We start from the raw sequence: 19,559 nt of genomic DNA on the forward strand, positions 1-19,559 counted from the left end.
ATGATGATTCCCCAGGGAAACTCGATGGGCGTCCTGATGCGTGTCAAAAAGGTGTGTCTGGATGCCTGGAGGAGCGGCCTCGGCTGCGATCCGCATGGTCGGAAAGGCGGCTGGTGCGAGCCGCTTGCGCGGGGGCGACCCGGCAGGTCGCCCCCGCGAACCCTACGTTTGAGGGCGATCATGCGCCATCGAGACCGTTAGGAATGCTCGCCGTGATGGCCGCCTTGGGACTTGGGGGCTCCTTGGTTCGGTGCGTGTTCGGTCTTGGCGGGTTGATGCTGCGCCGGGGTCTCGGCTTGGGAAGATTTCATGTGTGCCGGGCCCGTCTTTTCTGGGGCTCTTTCCTTTTGTCCCACAACCCAGGAGCCGCCCTTCCTGACCAGAGGAATCCGGGCTTCCACCTCGATGGTTCCCGTCACCTCCACCACCGCGCTGGTTTCATCCTGTTCCACTACCTTGTAGGTCAGATTGGAGGTATCCATCTCGATGCCCTTGTGCTTGGAAACGATCTGCTTTTCCAGGAAGCTCTTGGCCGCCTCCTCTGGGCCCTTCTTGGCGCACCCCGCCGCCGCAACCAATCCCACAGCCATGAGAACACACAGAAACCGCTTCATCGTCCTTCCTCCTTCCGTTTTGGTTGTTCAAAGACCCAGCCGACCAATGGAAACTTTTGTACTAATGGGCGCGGAATTTGTCGAGAAGAGAGCGAACCACGTCATTTTCCGGAAAGCCCAGGCGACCCAAGGGCTCGTTCCCCACCGCCGATCGGAAGCGGTGCCCAAAGAGGGGGCGTTCCGTTCCCCGGTATATCACCCCGGTGACAAATCGGCCGTCTTGGCCCAACAGAAGCCGGAGGGCCGCCTCCCGGTTGGTGGGATCGTGGTCCGTAGGCACCGGCCGAAGCCTTTCCTTGTACCAGCTCACCGGGTGGGGTCCCCATGTGATGCACGGTTGGATCACCTCCACCAGGGACAGCCCCGGACACCGAACCGCCTCCACCAGCAGATCCTTGAGATGATCGGGGTCTGCCGCAAAGCCCCTGGCCACGAAGGCCCCGTCGTGCAGCACGGCCACGGCCGGCATGTTGAGCGGTGTCATCTCCACTCCGTGAACCTGGAGGCTGCGCACTTCCCCCACCGGGGTGGTGGGGGATCCCTGTCCCTTGGTGAGGGCGTAGATTTCGTTGTTGTGCACCACCACGGTCATGTTGGGGTTGCGGCGGAAGGCGTGGAGCAGGTGGTTGCCTCCCTCGCCGTAGCAGTCGCCTTCCCCGGTGGTCACCACGGTGGTGAGCGTGGGATTGGCCGCGTGAATTCCCAGGGCCACGGGGATGGCGCGGCCGTGGAGTCCGTTGAAGAAGTTGCATCGCAGGTAGTGGGGCAGCTTGGCCGCCTGGCCGATGCCCGAAACCAGGCACACCTGGTGAGGCTCCAACTGCAGATCCACGAAGGCTCTTTTCAGGGCCGTCAGGATCCCGAAGTTGGGACATCCCGGACACCATTGGATTTCCACGTCGTTTTGAAAGGGATCATGCACGTTCATGGTAAGCCCTCCTGATGTATCGGGCGGTGAGAGGCAACCCGTCGCTGCGAAGGATGTGTCGGTCGATGCGAAGGCCCAGGCCTTGGCCAAGGAGGGAAGCCAGTTGAGCCGTGGCGTTGTTTTCCACCGTCCAGAGCCGCGCGCCTTGCGGGAAGGTCACGGGGGCAAGAGGCCACAGTTCCGTCCAATGGAGGATGCCCACCGGCACGGCCTCCTTCCGCAGCCGGTCCACGGCCTCCAGGACCGCACCCCGCGTGGCCCCCCAGGAACAGAAGACCTCCCGCGCGTCCTCCACCCGATAGGCTTCCGGCGGTTTCATGGCCCGACACAGGTGCTGGGCCTTTCGGAGCCTTTTGGCCATCATGGCGGGAACCGTTTCGGCCAGATCCTCCGTGATGTGTCCCCACTCGTCGTGTTCGTCGCTGTCGGCGGTCACCAGGTGGTGACTCATTCCGGGGACGAGACGCGGAGAAACGCCGTCATCCGTGAGGGCGTAGCGCTTGTAGATCGTCAAGCTTTCCGGGTCGGCCAGAAAGGATTCCGGCCGGCTTCGATCCATTTCGAAATCGGTGATCGTGAACCGGGAATCGGCCAGGAACTGGTCGCTCAGCACGATCACCGGAATCTGGAACCGGTCGGCCAGATTGAAGGCACGAACCATCTTGTGAAAGGCGTCCTTGGGATCGGCTGGGGCCAAGACCGCCTTGGGAAATTCCCCGTGGCCGGCGTGGACGGCGAAGAGCAGGTCTCCCTGGGCGGTGCGGGTGGGAAGCCCCGTGGCTGGTCCGGGTCTTTGCGCCAGCACGATCACCACCGGTACCTCCGTCATTCCGGACAAGCTGATGCCTTCCACCATGAGGGCGAAGCCTCCTCCCGAGGTGGTGGTCATGGCGCGGGCTCCGGCAAAACTGGCTCCCAGAGCCATGTTGATGGCTCCGATTTCATCTTCGGCCTGTTCGCAGAAGATACCCAGTTCTTCCGATCGCTTGGCCAAGAAGGTGATCACCCCCGTGGAGGGCGTCATGGGATAGGCGGCGATGAAGCGGCACCCGGCCCGCACCGCGCCCATGGGAAGGGCTTCGTTGCCCGTCACCAGGTAGTGGGATCCGCTCCTTTTGGGGAAAGACCAGGGGCAGGCGTCTCGGCAGGCCGCATCGGCCGCATCGTATCCCAGCCGGGCCGCCTGGCGGTTGGCCTCCACCACCTCCAGGCCCTTGGCGGCGAATTCCCGGCCCAGCACCTCCTCCAAGGCGTCGCGTTCCATGCCCAGGACTCCCGCCAGGGCCCCCGCGGCGATGGTGTTGGCATAGATGACGCGCCCCAGCCTTTCTTGGGCCATGGCCTTGAACGGAACGACCATGGCCGCCTTGTCATAGGGCTCTTCCGCCAGCAGAATCCCGCCGTCTTTCAATCGGCCCGCCGCCTTTTCATAGGCCCCTTGGTTGAGGCACAAAAGGATGTCCGCTTCCCAGGTGGGCGCGTTGCAGGGGTCTTGGCGCACCCGAATGGTGTAGGTGTTCTGTCCGCCTCGGATGCGCGATTCATATTCCTGCCAGGTAAAGACGGCGTAGCCGTGGGCGCTCAAGGCATCGGCCAGCACGTCCCCGATGGTCTGGATGCCTTCGCCGGCGCTTCCGGCGATCACAAGGGTGCAGTCCAACATATTCGGCTCCTTTGACTGAGAAGATGGCGGCGTTGGGAGTGGGTTGCGTTGCTTCATCCCTTTAACACGCTGGATACGCCCTGGAAAGTGGACCGTGCCAATCGTTTCCAGATGGAGGCGTTTTCGAGACGGCCTTGGGCGGATCCGCCACTTTCTTCCGGGAGGCTGTCTGGCAATGGCCTTTCGGCCTTTTGAAATTTCTAGCTGCTTGAAATGTCCCTGGGCCTTGTGGCTCTTTGGGGGCCTTGCAGAGGCGGGTTCGGAACCCGACCCTGCTCCCGCAAGGCCAGGCCGACGGCGCAGCCCCAGCCGGCAGTCCCAACCTTCCGTCCGCACAGGAAGGGAACAAGCTGGACGTTCTTGGACAGGCTCTCAATAGTCGATCCTCCATTGGACCCCCACGCCCGCACCCGTGTCTCCTCCCAACTCCGTTTCCAGGGAAATGTTGGGGGTCACCTCCACTTCCACGCCCACGCGGCCGGAGCCCTCCCCAAGGCCCTGCTCCACCTCCACGCGCACCGTATCCGAAAGGTACTTGCCCACCCCCAAGCGGGCGTTTTCCAACCCCTCGCCGGTCCCTTTGAGCTCAATGGCATCCACGCCCAGGCTGCTTCGGACCCGGTCCAACATTCCCGGCGCGTTCGTCCCGCCCGTGGCCAGGGTCTTGATGATCTTGGCCAGTCGGAGTGCTTGGAAAGGGGTGAGCTTGGAGGCGCTTCGGCCGAAGAGGATCTGGGCCAGGACCTCGTCCTGGGGGCGTTCGGGAGTGGAGGAAAGCTGGATGGCGGGCTTGGAGGCGGGGCCCGTGATGGTCACCACCGCCGTGAGTTCCTTCAGTGCGGCTTCGGCCGTCACATCCAGCACGGGATCGGGGGGAAAGCTGCCGTGGAGATCGACCGTTCCCTGCTTCACCTGAAAGCGCTTGTTCAAAAAATCCAGGGTTCCCCGGATCGTCTGGAAGCGCCCTGTGATCATTGGCTTGGAAGTCGTTCCGGAAAGACGCACGGCGCCTTTCCATTGGGAATCCAGCCCCCAGCCGCGAACGGTGGTCCGGCGGGGAAAGTCCACCGCAAGATCCAAGCGGATCCGGGAAGGGCTTGTGGGAGAAGGGGGGCTTTCGGGCCGGGCCGAAGGGGGCGTCTTGCCTCCCACTTCCTCCACCTGGATCTCGGTCATTTCCGGCGGAAGCCGTTGGGGCAGCATGATCTGCAGGGGCTGCACGGTGAGTCGACCGCGGATCGTCATGTCCTGCATGGAACCCGATACGCTCATTTGGCCGGAGACCTTTCCAAAAACATCATCGCCATGTGTGGGGGCAAAATCTTCGAGGGTCGCTTGGATCGAGAACGGGTAGGACTGGGACGGCCCCAGCCGAGCAGTCCCCGAGCCTTTCAGGCGGCCCCCCAAGCCGTCTTGGGCCGTCAACTCCAGGATGCGGATGTGGCCCCCGGAGGCCCTGGCGGAAAGACGCAGGTCTTGGACCAAAAGTCCCAGATCCTCGTTTTCGTATCGCCCCCCATCCAGGTCCATGGTGCCGTTCACTTCCGGACGTGGCCACAATCCGGAAAGATAAAGACGGCTCCTCAGGAGGCCCGAAATGTGCTGGCGGTCCAGTTCCAGAAGGGGCGTCAGCCTTTCCAAGTCACAGGTGAGATCCGCGAAGCCCCGCAGCGGCGTGTCCCGGCGGATCCGGAAGGCGAACGGATCCAGATGGAACCGTACGGGAAGAGAGATTTCCAGGCGGGTGGGCCCCTTGGCAAAACCGCTCACTTCGCCTCTGACCCGCAGATTTTGGGGGGTCAAAGACAAGTCCACTTGCGCCGATGCGGCCGGTGTCGAGTCCGCATTCCACGACGGCGGTCGAAGGTCTTCGGCATTCAGGGACACCTGCACCCTGGGGCCGGCTGGCTTCGTCAAAAGACGGGCCCGCCCGTTCAGGCGCCCGTTGATCGCCGGTCCTCCCAAAAGTCGGACCAGCTTCAGGTCCAGGTCTTGGAGCCTCACCGCCGCCCTGGATGCCCCCGGCTCCCAGACCCCCTCGGCTCGAACGGCTCCATCCCCAAGTCTCAAGGAGAATTCCGACACTTCCATGCGGTTTCCCAAGCGTTTCAGGGTCGGTGGTCGATCGAGGGAAAAGGGCATCTCCCCGAGCCGGCCGGAAAGCCGGTTCAACAAAACGTCCAGCTCTTTCGGCTTCCGCTCCACAACCCCTTGCGCCTCCACCTGGAAAGGCGCGGTGGCACGGCCCTTCCATCGCGAGGAAAAGGCCAACCGCCGGCCCTGGGCTTCCACTGCCACCCGCGCCTCGTTCACCGTTAGAGACGGCCCCTTCAGGCCGGCAGCCGCCAAACGGATCGTTCCTTCGGGGTTGCGCGCCAGACGGGTCACGTCCAGATCGCATCGTAGCGTCTGCAAGAGGAAGTCCCCGAATCCAATGGATGTGCCCGAAAGGCTGCCGCGGGCCCGGGACCCGTCTTTGCCCCGGGTGAGATCCAAACGGGCTTGGAGGCTGCCGCGCATGTCCTGGCCCACCACCTCTCCCAGCTGTTCCAGTCGCGGGACGGAAAGGGCCAAATGCCCGGAAAAGGCCATGGCGGCGGGGTTTCCCTCGAGATTGCCTTGGACATGGGCGTCCCGAAAGCGGGCGTTCAAGCGGGAAAGATCCACCATGCCGTCTTTGGCTGCGAAACGAGCCTGAAGTATCAAGGGGCCGTGGGCGTGTTCGGCGTGCAGGGTGAGCCGGCCTTGGGGCGAGCGGGGGAGATCCGTTGCGTCCAGGTCCGCTCGAATGTGTTTCCAGTGGGCGGTCCCAAAGGCCACGTGGCTTGCTTCCAGCAAGGCCTTGAGGTGCAGGGCGTTCCAGGGGCCTTCCACGGTGCCGGAGGCCTTCAATCGTCCCGCCAGATCCTGGGGAGCCAAAAAGGAAAAACGGCCCAGGGCGGGAAGCTCCAGATCAAAGCCTGCCTCCAGACTCTGCTTTCCAAGATCCGCGGTTCCGGAAAGTTGCACGAGGCCCATATCCGGGATCTGCACTCGGGCTTCTTTCAGAACCAGCTTGCCTTCCGGAGCCAGCCGCCCGCGGGCGAAGACCTGAAGTCTCTCAAGTGCTACGGGATTTCCGTGGGTCAAAACCAGCCGGTCGGCCTCGCCGTCCAGGTCCAGAACAAAGGACGGATAGACCTGCCTGGCCCCCAGGCCGATGCTCCAACGGCCCTGAAGGCGGACGGTCTTTCCCGAAAGTTTCGGGAGAGAAACGTTGGCAAGGGAAAGCACGGTGTCGCCCGCCAGTTCTTTCGCGTTTCCCCTCACGGTCCCTTCCAACAACCCCTTGCCCGAAACCGGAAGGCCCGTCAGGGAAGAAAGAACCTGTAGATCGGAAAACGCCACCTGGTAGGATGCCTCCTCCACCTTCAAGGGATCCAGGCGGACACGGCCAGCCACGTCAAGATCCAGTGCGGACGAGGTGAGCTGGAAAGAGGACAGTTCCAAGGCGCCGTCTTCCCGTCTTTGAACCCGAAGGGAAAGATTCGCCGGGAGGGCCAGGACGGGGGCCCACGGTTCCGGGAGAAGGGAGCGGGAAGGCTCCGCCGTGCCTCGGGCGGAAAGGCGAAGCGGGTGGCCGGTCCGGGGAAGATCCAAAACAAGAGAAAAACGGGCGTGCCCCAGCGCGGCAGACTGGACAGTGACCGCTCCCTCCCACCGGGAAAGATCGCCTTCCGCCTCCACCTGCGCGGTCATCTCGCCTTTGTCGGCCATGCCCAGGCGGCGCTGCACCCAGCCTGCAGGCGGTTCAAAAAATTGGAGTCGGACCGAAAGGTGAGGCGCTTCCGGTGTGAACAGGGCGTCCAGGGATAGCCGCGTGCCGGAGGCCTTCTCTCGGCCCGTTACCGTCAGGGTCGCCTCCAGCGTGCCCTCTTTCGCCTGGGACCTCACGGTTCCCTCCAGGGAGGCGCTCAGGGCCTCGCCCACCACGGGAGCGCCCAAAAAGAGGTGATCCAGGAAGAGGCGTTCCACGGTGATGGGAAAGAGGCTTTTCGGGGGGGACCAGGCCTCTGTCTTTTCCGGGGAGGAAGCGGGCTGGGATGTTTGGGGAAGGCGCAAAAGCCGAAGCCGTTCGGCTCCCAGCGCTTGCAACTGAAGACGCCCTCGGAGCAGCATCCACGGGTTCCAGTCCAGCTGCGCGTCCTTCACTTCAAGCCACGGCCCTTCCGCGTCTTCCATCCGGAGGAGTTTTACGCCCAGGGAAAAGGGGATCCAGCCGGAAAGGCCTTCCAGTTCGATCACCTGTCCGGGTTTGGAAAGCCTTTGGGATAGGGCCTTGGCTGCGAACCGCTTGGTCCCTGGAAGCTGGAGGGCACCCCAAATCGCTGCAACCAAGACCAAGGCCACACAAGGGACGAGAACGGCAAGTTTGAGAAGTGTCTTCATGATGATGTGGTGATTCCTGCCCCATGTCCATCACGCAGGGCAGCCGGTGGAATATGGAATACGGATGACCCGTTGAGAAAGCCCGGCTTGCTCCCTTCTTGTGTGGACGGAAGGTTGGGAGGACCAGACGGGTTCGTGCGACCGGCTTGGCCATGCCTTGTAGGGGCGGGTTCGGAACCCGCCCCTACAAGGCTGTCTGCAATCTCAAAAAGCGCCACGGGACCGGTGGAATTTCAACTGGTCAGAAAGCCACAAAAGGGCGAAAGCCATTTTCGGGCAGCCTCCTAGGGCAAGATCCAGCGCACCTCGAAGACATGAAAATCGAGACCGGGATTGTGTTCATAGATGCCGGCGTTGGACAGATGCTGGAAGCGGTATCCCACGCTCAACCCTTTGAGGAGCTCTAGATCCACTCCCAAATCTTCCGTAAACTGGAAGGCGCCCCCCACATTCTCCCGCCCGAACACATGGTCTTCGAGAAAGGCCGGGCGCAAACCGAAAACGATGGAAACGCGCTTCCACGGTGTCTGCAGGCTCAGGGCCGGTCCCGTGGAAAAGAGTACGCGGTCTTCACCGGCGGCGCTCAACAATCCGAAGTGGATCTCCCAGAACGTATTGAGATACCAGCCGTCCTTCCATGTCCAGTCCCAGGGCAGGGTATGAAATGCCACCAAGTCTTGGATATGAAAGGTTTCCTCCTTCTTTATGGCGGTAAATCCGGAACGGACCGCCATTCCGAACTGGAGCTTTTCCGCGGCCGGTAGGCGAGCCGGGACCAGGACCGGCAGCAAGACCGACAGGATCGCAACGCTCAGGGCCTTACGCATCGAAACCTCCATACATACGGGAACCTCAGAAAGCCTGTCCAAGACTTACATAGAATTGGAAGGCACCGTCAATGTCTTCTCTGGGATTGAGAGGAAAGGCCACATCGATTCGGAAGGGTCCCAACGGTGAATAGTAGCGCACCCCGAGGCCGGCCCCCCAGCGCAGAGTGTCAGAAGGATCGGGCAGGGAATCGGCATACGCGGACCCGCCGTCCACAAAAAGAACCATCCCATAGCGCTGGGTGATCTTCCATCGGGCTTCGGCGTTCACCACAAAGAAGGATCGTCCACCCACGGGGTCCGTTCCTTTGAGGGGGCCCACGCTCTGGTAGTCATAGCCTCGGATGGAGCCGCCCCCTCCCGTGTAGAAACGTATGTCGGCCGGAACGGCGTCTCGGCCTGCGCCCAAGATGGTCCCCACGGAGGCCTGGAAAGCCAGGATGAGTCGCCTGTCGTCCAGCAGGTCCCGGTAGATGCCGGCCCTTGCGGACAGCTTGGAAAAGGCCAAGGACAGGTCCCCCAGGTCCCAATAGGGTGTCATGGCGATCTCCAGCCTCTGCCCCGAGGCCGGATCCAGCAGGTCGTCCGTGGTGTCCAGGGTAAAGAGGACGGGCGCATGGAGAAGCGCAAAGGAGCTTTTGTCTTCATCTTCGTCCACGGAGGCCAAGCGAAAGCCGATTCCCGCAGCTGCCCGTCTTCCGCGGCCGAGATCGCGGCGAAGGGACAAGAGGGTGTGCGCTGCCCGGGATAGGTACGCGTCGGTATCCTCGCGCAAAAATCCCGCATCCATCTGAAGGGACTGGTTTCTTCTCATGTAATCGCGCACCAGGAAAGTGCCGTGGAGCTTCTGCTTGATGGGGGAAGCGGTGGCCCCCACGTCCAATCGGTCCCCCCGATGACGCAGGTTTCGGTGCTGCCAAAAGATCTTCGCCCCGGGGCCCGTGTCCGTGGCGTAGGACAAGCCTCCCCTGAAGGTCCGATGTTTTCGTTCCAGGACGGTCAACAGCACGGGAAGTCGTCCCTGGGCGTCCACCTCATGGCCCAAAGAAAAGCGAACCAGTGAAAAGAGGTCCAGGGAGATCAGCCGATTTCGGGCCTCGTGGACAAGGCGCCGGTCGAAAAGGCGGCCTTCCCGCCAGGGGATGCGCGTCCTGATCACTTCTTCCGAGACCGATTCCAGGCCCTGGATGCGCAAGGGCCCAAAAAACGCTTTCGGCCCCGGGTCCACCGTGTAGAACACCCGAACACGGTGCACCTGGTGATCCACCACCACCTTTCTTTTGGCGATGCGCGAAAGCGGGTACCCGTTGTTGGCCAAGGCAGTGAGCAGCCGCTGGTCTGCCTCGAGAATGTCCTTGGAAACGGCCGGCGCCCCCTGGGGGAGGGTGGCGTTCAGTGCGTCCAGGAGCTCTTTTCGCACTCTGTCTTCCAGATGCGGGGCATCCAGTCGCGGGGCATCGAAAAGATAAGGGGTTCCCGGGGCCACCTGGAAGACCAGTTGAACGGGGCCGGGTTCTGTCTCCACTCGGAACGTGACGCGGCAACCGTAATAACCTTGGGAGCGAAGCCACCTGCGGAGGGTCTGCTGGTCCCTTTGAGCTCTTCGCCTGAGTTGGGCCAAGGAGACAGCCCCTTCCGGCTGCAACCGGACGCTGTCCAGGAAGGGCCGAAAGGCCGCAAGGTCCAGCTTTTCCAGTGAGCCCTGGAAATGCACTGCATAGGAGATGATCGTCGCGTCCTTTGAAAAAGCCGGGAGTGGGCGGCAGCAAACCGACCAGATCAGCGTCCCCATGAGCATCCAGAGCCAAGGGAGCCACACGCCTTCGGCCTCTCTCTGACCCACGGCCTTCATGCGTTCTCCTGTCTCAGCGTTTCCCCAAGATTCCATCCCCGGTGAAGTGCCGAGTTGGAAGGGTGTTCGAAAACGCCCAGCTTGCTCCTTTCTTGTGCGGGCGAAAGGTCGGCTCAGTTAGCCGGGCCCGTGTTGCCGGCCTGGCGTTTCAGCAGTAGGGGCGGGTTCCGAACCGCCTCTACAAAGCTCAAAAAAGCATCAGATAGCACAGTTGAATTGCATTTGTCAGAAAGGCCAAAAAGGCCAAGAGCTATTTTTGCACAGCCTCTTAAGATGCTGTGCGAAAAAAAGCTCCGAGCCAAAACCATCCTGTGAACACCCTCCGTGGGGGCGACCCGCCGGGTCGTCCCCACTGGCATTAAGGCCTCCTGTTTTCATCCCGGCATCCACACCAGGCGTCTTCACTTCATTGGTGTCCTCATGGGGCCAGGTCGTTGCCAAAAGGGAGCAAGTCCGGCGTTTTCGGACAGGTCTCCAGTTTGTTCGCATTATGGAATCCCCCAAAGCCCTTGGCAAGGCTCCGGGCCCAATTCGCCCTTTGGAGCCGTGTCCACAACTCCATGGATGGTGCCACATTGCCCCATGGAAGACTCTTGTCTATGGTGGAAAACGAATCCTGGGCAAGGGACGCCGTAAAGGGCGAGAAGAAAAGTCACTCCGGGTGGCATGAAGCCGATCGGATCGGGAGGAAAGCTTTCATGGGAAAGGGAAAGAAGATTCTCATTGTGGGAGGTGTGGCCGGAGGGGCATCCTGCGCCGCTCGCGCCCGAAGGATGGATGAACAGGCGGAGATCATCGTGTTCGAACGCGGGCCCCATGTGTCTTTCGCCAACTGTGGCTTGCCTTACTATGTGGGGGATGTGATCCGCCGGGAGCAGAGCCTGCTGGTGGCCACGCCCGGGCTTTTTCGCACGCGCTTCAACATCCAGGTGCGGTTGCGCTCGGAGGTGACGGCCATCAACCGCTCCAGGCGAACCATTACGGTAAGAGATCACGAAAACGGAAAAGAATATGAGGAAAGCTACGACGCCCTGGTCCTTTCTCCAGGGGCCGCGGCCGTCCGTCCTCCCGTCGAGGGGCTGGATCTTCCGGGGGTCTATTCCGTTCGGACCATCCCGGACAGCCAGGAGATTCGACAACGGATCGAAGATGCCCGGGCGGGGCGTGTGGTGATCATCGGCGGTGGATACATCGGCTTGGAAATGGCGGAAAATCTCATCCGCCGAAACCTTCGGGTGACGATCGTGGAGCTGCAGTGCCAGCTCATGCCCCTTGCCGACCCGGAAATGGTCGTGCCGATCCACCAAGCCCTGACCAAGCGAGGGGCGGACATCCGGCTCGGCCAGGAGGTGACGCGGGTGACCCGAGGTGCGCAGGGGCTTCTCACCGTGCACCTGCAGTCCGGCGAGACAGTGGATGCCGATGCGGTCATCCTGGCCGTGGGGGTGCGCCCCGAAACCCGCCTGGCCGCGGAAGCAGGCCTGGAACTGGGGCCCATAGGGGGCATCCGGGTGGATGAGCGCATGCAGACCAGCGATCCCCACATCTGGGCCGTGGGCGATGCGGTGGAAGTCTACCATGTGGTTACCGGCACCTGGGCCCCCATGCCATTGGCTGGTCCCGCCAACTGCCAGGGGCGGATCGCCGCCGACGTGATTTGCGGTCGAGAGGCCCGCTTTCGGGGAGTTCAAGGAACGGCCGTGGTGGGGGTCTTGGATCAGGTACTGGCCGCCACGGGGCCCAGTGAGCGGGTTTTGAAAAGACTGGGCCTGTGGGAATCGCCTCTGCAATGCGAAAAGATCTACCTCCACCCGGGCCACCACGCCAATTACTACCCCGGCGCCGAGGTCATCACCATCAAGCTCATCTTTTCCAGGAAGGACGGCAGGATCATCAGCGCTCAGGCCGTGGGGAAAGAGGGCGTGGAAAAGCGCATCGACGTGATTTCCATGGCCATGCAAATGGGTGGAACCGTCTTCGACCTGGAAGAGGCGGAAGTGTGCTATGCACCTCAGTTCGGCTCGGCCAAAGACCCTGTGAATTTGGCGGGGATGATTGCAGCCAATGTCTTGAGAGGGGATGTGGAGGTGGTCCACGCCCCGGACCTGACGGCGCCTCCCGCGGACGTGTTTATCTTGGATGTGCGCGAACCCTTCGAGTTCAAGCGGGGCCACGTGGAGGGGGCCGTGCACATCCCCCTGGGGGATCTGCGTCGGCGGATGCATGAACTGCCGCGGGATCGTGAGATCTGGGTTTATTGCTTTGTGGGCCAGCGTTCCTATGTGGCCGCCCGGGCGCTCCGCCAGCACGGATTCCGCGCCAAGAATCTGAGCGGGGGCCACCGCAGCTTGCTCATGTGGCAAAAGGCGGCCGCCCTGTCCTAGGAGCGTGCCCCGGAATGCTCCGGTTGTTCCCTTCTTGTGTGGACGGAAGGTTGGGGCTGTCAGGCGGGCCCGTGCTGCCGGCCCCCTGTGCCCGGACGGACAACAAAAAAAGCCTCCCACGGCGTGGGAGGCTTTTTTTGCTGTCTTTTCGACTCAGGCTGCAGCCATGAATCAGCTGGCCGCTTCGCCCTTGGCCTTTTCCAGCTCGGCCTTCAGCTTTTCCACTTCCTGTTTGTATTTTTCGGCCTCTTCCTTGTACTTGGACGCCTCATCGGAGGCCGGGGCGGGAGCCGCTTCCTCTTCTTCTTGCTTCTTTCCGAACGGAAGCTGATCTTTGACTTCGTCGTAACCCAGGTAGGCCGCCATGGCGCCGCCCAGGAGCAGCATCAACGGCACAGCTCCTGCCAGCAGGTGCAGGAACGGACCAAAAAAGATAAAGATCCCTATGATTCCCAAAAACGCTGCGGCAATACCGCCCAAAAACACCTTCATCGTTCTTCCTCCTTCTGTTCCCTGGATGGCTCAACAATTTCTGTTGTCATTGACGCATATCGGGTCCGCTCATCGGCGGGTGCCTGAAAGTGATAAAAATTTCACGTATCCCTTAGCATGGCCCCGGGGCGATTGCAAGGACAAAGTGGGCGCGGCAAGGCGGGTCTTTGGGGTTGACCCCCTTGCTGGCCTTCCGTATATAGAACTGTTTTTCCATCGCCCGACCATCGACCGAGCACGACCCGTAAGGGTCCTTTCCGCGAGAGAGTGGATGAAGAGCATCAACCTGGACGATCTTCTCATCAATATGGAACGGCCCGCCCGCTACACGGGCGGAGAGACCCACGCGCGGCTCAAGGATTTCGATGCCGCCACCATCCGTATGGCCCTGGCCTTCCCCGATGTTTACGAGGTGGGCATGAGCCACTTGGGGCTACACATCCTCTACCACCTCCTGAACGACATGGAAGAGGTCATGGCCGACCGGGTCTACACTCCGTGGCCCGATTTTGAAAGGAGGCTGCGCGAGACGGGCACCCCTCTCTACGGCCTGGAATCCCGCAAGCCGCTCAACCGCTTTCATCTGGTTGGGTTCAGCCTTCAGTATGAGCTGAGTTACACCAACGTTCTGACGATGCTGGACCTGGGTGGCATTCCCCTGAGAAGCGCCGAGCGGGGAAACGAGGATCCCTTCGTGATCGCCGGAGGTCCCTGCGCCTTTAACCCGGAGCCCTTGGCGCCCTTTCTCGATCTGGTCCTTCTGGGTGAGGCCGAAGAAGCCCTCAAAGAACTCTTGGACATGTACCGGCGTTGGCAAGGGGCGGGGGCTTCGCGGCGAGAATTCCTGGAAGAGGTCCGAAAGATCCCGGGAGTGTACGTGCCGGCCTTCTTTTCGGCCCGCTACGACGCTGCCGGGCGCCTGGAAGGGGTCGAGCCCCTGTATGCCGACTACACCCACGTGCGCAAACGGTTAATAACCGATCTGGACCGCGTCTCCCCGCCCCCCTTGGCTCCTTTGGTGCCCCTGGCGGACATTGTCCACAATCGACTGGGCCTGGAGATCGCCCGGGGATGCACCCGAGGATGCCGTTTCTGCCAGGCGGGTTACATCTATCGTCCGGTCAGGGAAAGGGATCCGGTGCAGGTCCTGGAGCGGGCCCAGATGGCGATCGACAGGTCCGGGTTCGAAGAGGTGTCGCTGCTCTCCCTCAGTACGGGCGACTACTGCCAGGTGGGCCCCCTGCTGCGGGCCCTCATGGACGCGGTGGGGGACAAGAAAGTGGCCGTTTCTCTGCCGTCCATGCGGGTGGGCACCCTCACGCAGGACCTGATGCAACAGATCCGCAAGGTGCGAAAGACCGGCTTTACGGTGGCACCGGAAGCGGGCAGCGAGCGGCTTCGGCGGGTGATCAACAAGAACATTTCCGACGCCGATCTGCTCACCACCGCCCGGACCGCCTACGATCTGGGCTGGAACTTGATGAAGCTCTATTTCATGATGGGCCTTCCCACCGAAACCCTGGAGGACCTGGACGCTCTGGCGGCCCTTTCCCTGGAGGTGTGGAAGGCGGGCAAGGCCCGCAAGGGCAAGGTGAATGTGTCCGTTTCCACCTTTGTCCCCAAGCCCATGACCCCTTTCCAGTGGGTGGGCCAAATCTCCAAGGAGGAGATCGAAAGGCGCCTGGCCCATCTCAAGGGGCGGCTCCAAAAGCCCGGCGTGCGCCTCAAGTGGCATGATCCCGATCAAAGCGTTCTGGAAGCGGTCTTTGCCCGGGGAGATCGACGTTTGGCCGACGTGATCGAAGATGCCTGGCGACACGGGGCCCGCTTCGATGGGTGGGCGGAATGGCTGCGGATGGGCACCTGGCTGGAAGCCTTCCAGAGGGCCGGTGTGGATCCGTTTCAACTTGCCCAACGTTCTTTCGAAAAGAATGAGGTATTGCCCTGGGACCACCTGAGCGCCGGTCTGGACAAGGATTTTCTCTGGAAAGAATACGAAAAGGCCCACCGTGAGGACCCCACGGAAGACTGCCGCTGGAATCCATGCAGTCAGTGCGGGGTGTGCGACCACAAGATCGTGCGACCCCATCTGCACAAGGCGGAACCGGCCTTGCGTCCCTCCATGGGCCCTTCGGCCGCGTTGGGTCCGGGCGTTGCGTCAACGTACCGTTTTCGGTACGCCAAATGCGGCCTCGCCCGCTTTCTTGGGCAGCTGGAAGTGGCCAGGTTGTTTGAGCGGGCGTGTCGGCGGTCGCACCTTCCCGTGGTCTTCAGCCAGGGATTTCATCCCCATCCGAAGATTTCCTTTTCGGAAGCCCTGCCTTTGGGCATGGAGAGTGAGGCGGAAGAGGGAACGATCCAACTGGAAAGGGCGGTGCTTCCCTCCCGCATCCAGGAAGTCCTCAACGCCCAACTCCCGGAAGGGCTGCGTGTCCTGCAGGTTCAGGCCGATCGAGCGGGACATGCGCCGCCGCGGGAGCGGCTCATCACGTACCGAGTTTCCCATTTGACCCCCTCCCAAGTGGACTGTATCATCAAAATTTGGCGTTCCCGGCCCCGGCTTCAGTTGGTCAAGAAGACCAAAAGGGGCCAGGCGACGGCGCCTCTGACCCAGGTGGTGGAAAGCCTGGAGCGCCTCGATCCCACGGCCGTCGTCCTGCGCCTGGTGGATCGGCCGGGATTGCACTTCCGGCCCCAGGCCGTGTTGGAACAAATGATGGCGGATTCCGCACCCCTTTCCGGGGCGGCTCGCGTGTGCAAAGTGTCCGTGGATCCGCTGGAGTCCTAGATATGGCTGCGGAACTCATCATCAACGCCGACTTCTACGAAACCCGCGTGGCCCTGATAGAAAACAGCCAGGTGGCCGAGCTCTATATCGAGCGGGCTTCCGATTTGGGAATCGCGGGCAATATCTACAAGGGCCGGGTCGTGCGCGTCCTCCCGGGCATGCAGGCCGCCTTCGTGGACATCGGCCTGGAAAAGGCCGCCTTTCTCTATGTGAGCGACGTGCATCACCCGCTGGTGGAGATGGAACAGATCTTCCAAACCGAGCCAGACGGTGTGCCGGACGCCGGGCCCTCGGAGGCTTTGGCGGAGGTGCAGGAAGCGGACGGTCCCGCCAACGGCAGACACTGTGTGGACGTGCCCATCGAGGATCGCCTGCAGGAGGGCCAGGAGATCCTGGTGCAGGTGGCCAAAGAACCTTTGGGAAACAAGGGCGCCCGTATCACCACCCACGTGACCCTGCCCGGGCGCAACCTGGTCCTCATGCCCCTGATGGACCACGTGGGCGTGTCCCGTCGAATCGAGGATGAAAAGGAACGAAAGCGTCTGCGGGATCTGGTGCTTGCCATCAAGCCAGCCCATTGCGGGTTCATCGTTCGAACGGCCGCCGAAGGAGAAGAGCTGGAAAAGATCCAGGCGGAAATGGATTTCCTGCTCAAGCTCTGGAACAACATCCAGCGCCGTGCCGAAACCGCCTCGGCGCCCTCCCTGGTCTACCGCGATCTGGACATCACGCTGCGTGCCGTGCGGGATCTGTTTACCAAGGAGGTGGACCGTCTGGTCGTGGACAACGAGGCAGAATACCGCAAGATCTTGCAGTTTGCGGACACCTTCATGCCTTCGCTCAAGAGCGCCGTGGAGCTCTACGACGGCACGGAGCCCATCTTCGACGCCTACGGCATCGAGATGGAGGTCCAGCGGGCCTTGGGCAAGAAGGTGTGGCTCAAATCCGGAGGCTACATCATCATCGAGGCCACCGAGGCCCTCACGGCCATCGACGTCAACACCGGCCGCTATGTGGGAAAACGCAACCTGGAGGAAACCATCCTCAAGACCAACCTGGAGGCGGTCAAGGAGATCGCCTGCCAGCTTCGGCTTCGCAACATCGGCGGCATCATCATCATCGATTTCATCGACATGGAAAAGGAGGCCAACCGGGAGAAGGTCTTCAACGCCCTCAAGGAGGCGGTCAGAAAGGACAAGAGCAAGACCAACATCCTGCGCATGTCGGAACTGGGTCTCATCGAGATGACCCGTAAGAGGACGAAAGAAAGCATCGGACGTCTCTTGTGCGAACCGTGCTTTTATTGCGAAGGGGAAGGGCATCTCAAGTCCACCCAAACCCTGTGCTACGAGATTCTGAGAGAACTGCAGAGGGATCAAGGGGACTTTTTCGGGCGCAACGTTCTGATTCGAGTCCATCCCCAGGTGGCGGCACGACTGCTGGACGAGGAACGCACGGCCTTGGAGCGCCTGGAAGAGAAGCTCCACGCCTGCTTCCAGGTGCAGGGAGAACGCCACTTTCATCTGGAACAATACGAGATCGCCCCATTGGAAAGCTGAATGGGCGGTGACCGCTCAGCAGATGGCAACGCTCAAACAGACAAGGAAGACGGACAACCGGTGATTCAAGCCACGATCATTCGGGATGCCCTGGACCGGCACAAGACCCTGCGGTGGGTGGTCTACAGCCTGATCATCGGAGTGGTGAGCGGGCTGGGTGCCTGCGCCTTCTTTTTCCTCCTGGAATGGGGCAAGTACTTCTGCCTGGAGTATCTGGCCGGCTATTCGGTGGCCAAGCCGGCGGGCGAACAATTGGTTCATCTGGAGCCCGCCGCCACCTTCCGCCGATGGGCACTTTTACTGCTGCCCACCGTGGGAGGGCTTCTTTCTGGGTGGATCGTCTACACCTGGGCGCCGGAAGCGGAAGGGCACGGAACAGACGCCCTGATCGATGCCTTCCACAACAAACAAGGTATCGTTCGTACGCGAGTCCCTTACATTAAGAGCGTGGCCTCCATCATCACCCTGGCCACGGGCGGTAGCGCGGGCCGGGAAGGACCCATCGCCCAGATCGGAGCGGGGTTCGGATCCTGGGTGGCGAGGACCCTCAACATGACGGTGCGGGAGCGGCGGCTCATGCTTCTGGCCGGATGTGCCGCGGGCTTGGGCGCCATCTTCCGCGCCCCTCTGGGGGGAGCGCTGACCGCCATCGAGGTGCTGTATCGGGAAGATTTTGAGACCGAGGGGATCGTTCTGTGCATCATGTCCTCGGTGGTGGCCAACGCCCTTTTTACCAGCATTTTCGGCCACCAGCCCATCTTTGAAACTCCGCAGATAACGTTCGTACAACCGGTGGAACTGCTCTTCTACGCAGCGCTGGGGCTGGTGTGCGTTCCCTTCGGCTGCGCCTATGTGAAGATCTTCTACGGGATGCGGGACTACTTTTTTCGCCGTCTTCCCCTGAAAAAAGCCCACATCACCGCGCTGGGTGGTCTCATGGTGGGGCTGCTGGGGCTCTGGCACCCCGAAGTGCTCTGCGGCGGATACGGAATCATTCAAAAAGCCCTACTCGGCCAGATGCCCATCACGTTCATGTTGGTCCTGGCCATCCTGAAGATCTTCGCCACCTCCTTTACCATCTCGTCCGGCGGCAGCGGCGGCGTCTTCGGCCCTTCCCTTTTTATCGGAGCCATGCTCGGAGGAGTGGTGGGCCAGATTTCCCATCAGTATTACCCCGAACTGGTGACCAACCCGGGAGCCTTCGCCCTGGTGGGCATGGGGGCCTTTTTTGCCGGCGTGGCCAAGGCCCCGATCGGCGCCCTGCTCATGGTCTGTGAGATGACCGGCGGCTACGCTCTGGTGCCTCCGCTCATGTTCAGCTCCGTTATCGCGGTGCTGCTGTCCGGTGGCTGGGGCTTGTATGAAAAGCAGGTTCTCAACAAGTTCCATTCCCCGGCCCACCGCGCCGATGCGGTCATCAACGTGCTCCAGACCCTCAAGGTCAATGACATCTATCGGCGCCAGGCCCCCGTGACCAGCCTGCCGGAAGACATGACCTTTGCCAATTTCAAACGCCTCTTGGTCCGAACGCGGGAATCCTTCTTTCCCGTGGTGGACGATTCCTTCCGCCTCAAGGGCATCCTGTCGCTGCCCGACTTGCGATCCATCTTCTTTGAGGATTCCCTGGCGGAGCTGCTGGTGGTCGGCGAGTTGGCCTCGCCGCCTGTGAGCGTGGACATCGAGGACAGCCTCTATGATGCCCTCATCAAATTCTTGAAATCCGGGTATGGGCGGATCCCCATCGAGGATCCCCAGACCGGGGTGGTGGGCGTGCTGCGCCTGGAAGAGCTCATGGAGGCCTACCACAAGGAGATTCAGCGACTGAAGGAAGACTGAGAGGGGGGATCTGAGAACATGCCAGGTCGCCCTTTGGGGCGTGCGCACGTCAACGCCCCAGCCCAAACGGGGCCCATGGGTTTCGAGCCATCTTTTTAGGGGAATCCGGAAACGCCCCCTTTCGGTGGCCGGCTTTTTGGTTCAGGGGGGTCAACGCGAAGCAACGTCCATGTCCCAGTTCTGGTGGA

At 61.7% G+C, this 19,559-nt stretch carries 11 protein-coding genes; 4 read left to right on the plus strand and 7 right to left on the minus strand.

Annotation, left to right across the window (positions count from 1 at the left end):
• Positions 1-197 precede the first annotated feature (197 nt).
• The 6 genes from B9A12_RS09920 to B9A12_RS09945 form a co-directional block, all read right to left on the minus strand.
• A complete protein-coding gene (locus B9A12_RS09920; RefSeq protein WP_084057737.1) occupies positions 198-614 on the minus strand; it encodes a hypothetical protein in 417 nt (138 codons plus the stop codon).
• A gap of 61 nt (positions 615-675) precedes the next feature.
• Positions 676-1,542 carry a thiamine pyrophosphate-dependent enzyme gene (locus B9A12_RS09925; RefSeq protein ID WP_084057738.1) on the minus strand — a complete coding sequence of 289 codons (867 nt, stop codon included), beginning with the start codon at positions 1,540-1,542 and terminating at the stop codon, positions 676-678.
• The gene (locus tag B9A12_RS09930) at positions 1,529-3,205 is read right to left on the minus strand and encodes a 2-oxoacid:acceptor oxidoreductase subunit alpha (protein ID WP_170920518.1); all 1,677 of its coding nucleotides are present in this window, start codon (positions 3,203-3,205) and stop codon (positions 1,529-1,531) included. The genes B9A12_RS09925 and B9A12_RS09930 overlap by 14 nt, the downstream gene beginning before the upstream one ends.
• A gap of 372 nt (positions 3,206-3,577) precedes the next feature.
• Positions 3,578-7,633 carry a translocation/assembly module TamB domain-containing protein gene (locus tag B9A12_RS09935; protein WP_084057740.1) on the minus strand — a complete coding sequence of 1,352 codons (4,056 nt, stop codon included), beginning with the start codon at positions 7,631-7,633 and terminating at the stop codon, positions 3,578-3,580.
• Between the two features lie 284 nt (positions 7,634-7,917).
• Positions 7,918-8,460 carry an acyloxyacyl hydrolase gene (locus tag B9A12_RS09940; RefSeq protein WP_170920519.1) on the minus strand — a complete coding sequence of 181 codons (543 nt, stop codon included), beginning with the start codon at positions 8,458-8,460 and terminating at the stop codon, positions 7,918-7,920.
• A gap of 25 nt (positions 8,461-8,485) precedes the next feature.
• Positions 8,486-10,312: an autotransporter assembly complex protein TamA gene (locus tag B9A12_RS09945; protein WP_170920520.1), complete on the minus strand. Its 1,827-nt coding sequence runs from the start codon at positions 10,310-10,312 to the stop codon at positions 8,486-8,488.
• A gap of 698 nt (positions 10,313-11,010) precedes the next feature.
• On the opposite strand from B9A12_RS09945, the gene B9A12_RS09950 reads away from it, so the two are divergent.
• Complete coding sequence (locus tag B9A12_RS09950) at positions 11,011-12,696, plus strand: FAD-dependent oxidoreductase (protein WP_084057815.1); 1,686 nt, start codon at positions 11,011-11,013, stop codon at positions 12,694-12,696.
• A gap of 171 nt (positions 12,697-12,867) precedes the next feature.
• Here B9A12_RS09950 and B9A12_RS09955 read toward each other — a convergent pair whose 3' ends face one another.
• On the minus strand, positions 12,868-13,188 hold the full coding sequence (locus tag B9A12_RS09955) for a hypothetical protein (protein WP_084057743.1): 321 nt from the start codon (positions 13,186-13,188) through the stop codon (positions 12,868-12,870).
• A 271-nt stretch (positions 13,189-13,459) separates the two neighbouring features.
• Between B9A12_RS09955 and B9A12_RS09960 the strand changes: the two genes are divergently transcribed.
• Genes B9A12_RS09960 through B9A12_RS09970 form a run of 3 tightly spaced genes read left to right on the plus strand, consistent with a single transcriptional unit; the run spans position 13,460 to position 19,371 of the window.
• Positions 13,460-15,976, plus strand: coding sequence for a TIGR03960 family B12-binding radical SAM protein (locus B9A12_RS09960; protein ID WP_170920521.1), 2,517 nt, complete (start codon positions 13,460-13,462; stop codon positions 15,974-15,976).
• Between the two features lie 2 nt (positions 15,977-15,978).
• The gene (locus B9A12_RS09965; protein WP_084057745.1) at positions 15,979-17,535 is read left to right on the plus strand and encodes an Rne/Rng family ribonuclease; all 1,557 of its coding nucleotides are present in this window, start codon (positions 15,979-15,981) and stop codon (positions 17,533-17,535) included.
• A 60-nt stretch (positions 17,536-17,595) separates the two neighbouring features.
• A complete protein-coding gene (locus B9A12_RS09970) occupies positions 17,596-19,371 on the plus strand; it encodes a chloride channel protein (protein WP_245802411.1) in 1,776 nt (591 codons plus the stop codon).
• The last annotated feature ends 188 nt before the right edge of the window (positions 19,372-19,559 follow it).

The organism is Desulfacinum hydrothermale DSM 13146 (assembly GCF_900176285.1).
GTDB classification, from domain to species: Bacteria; Desulfobacterota; Syntrophobacteria; order Syntrophobacterales; family DSM-9756; genus Desulfacinum; species Desulfacinum hydrothermale.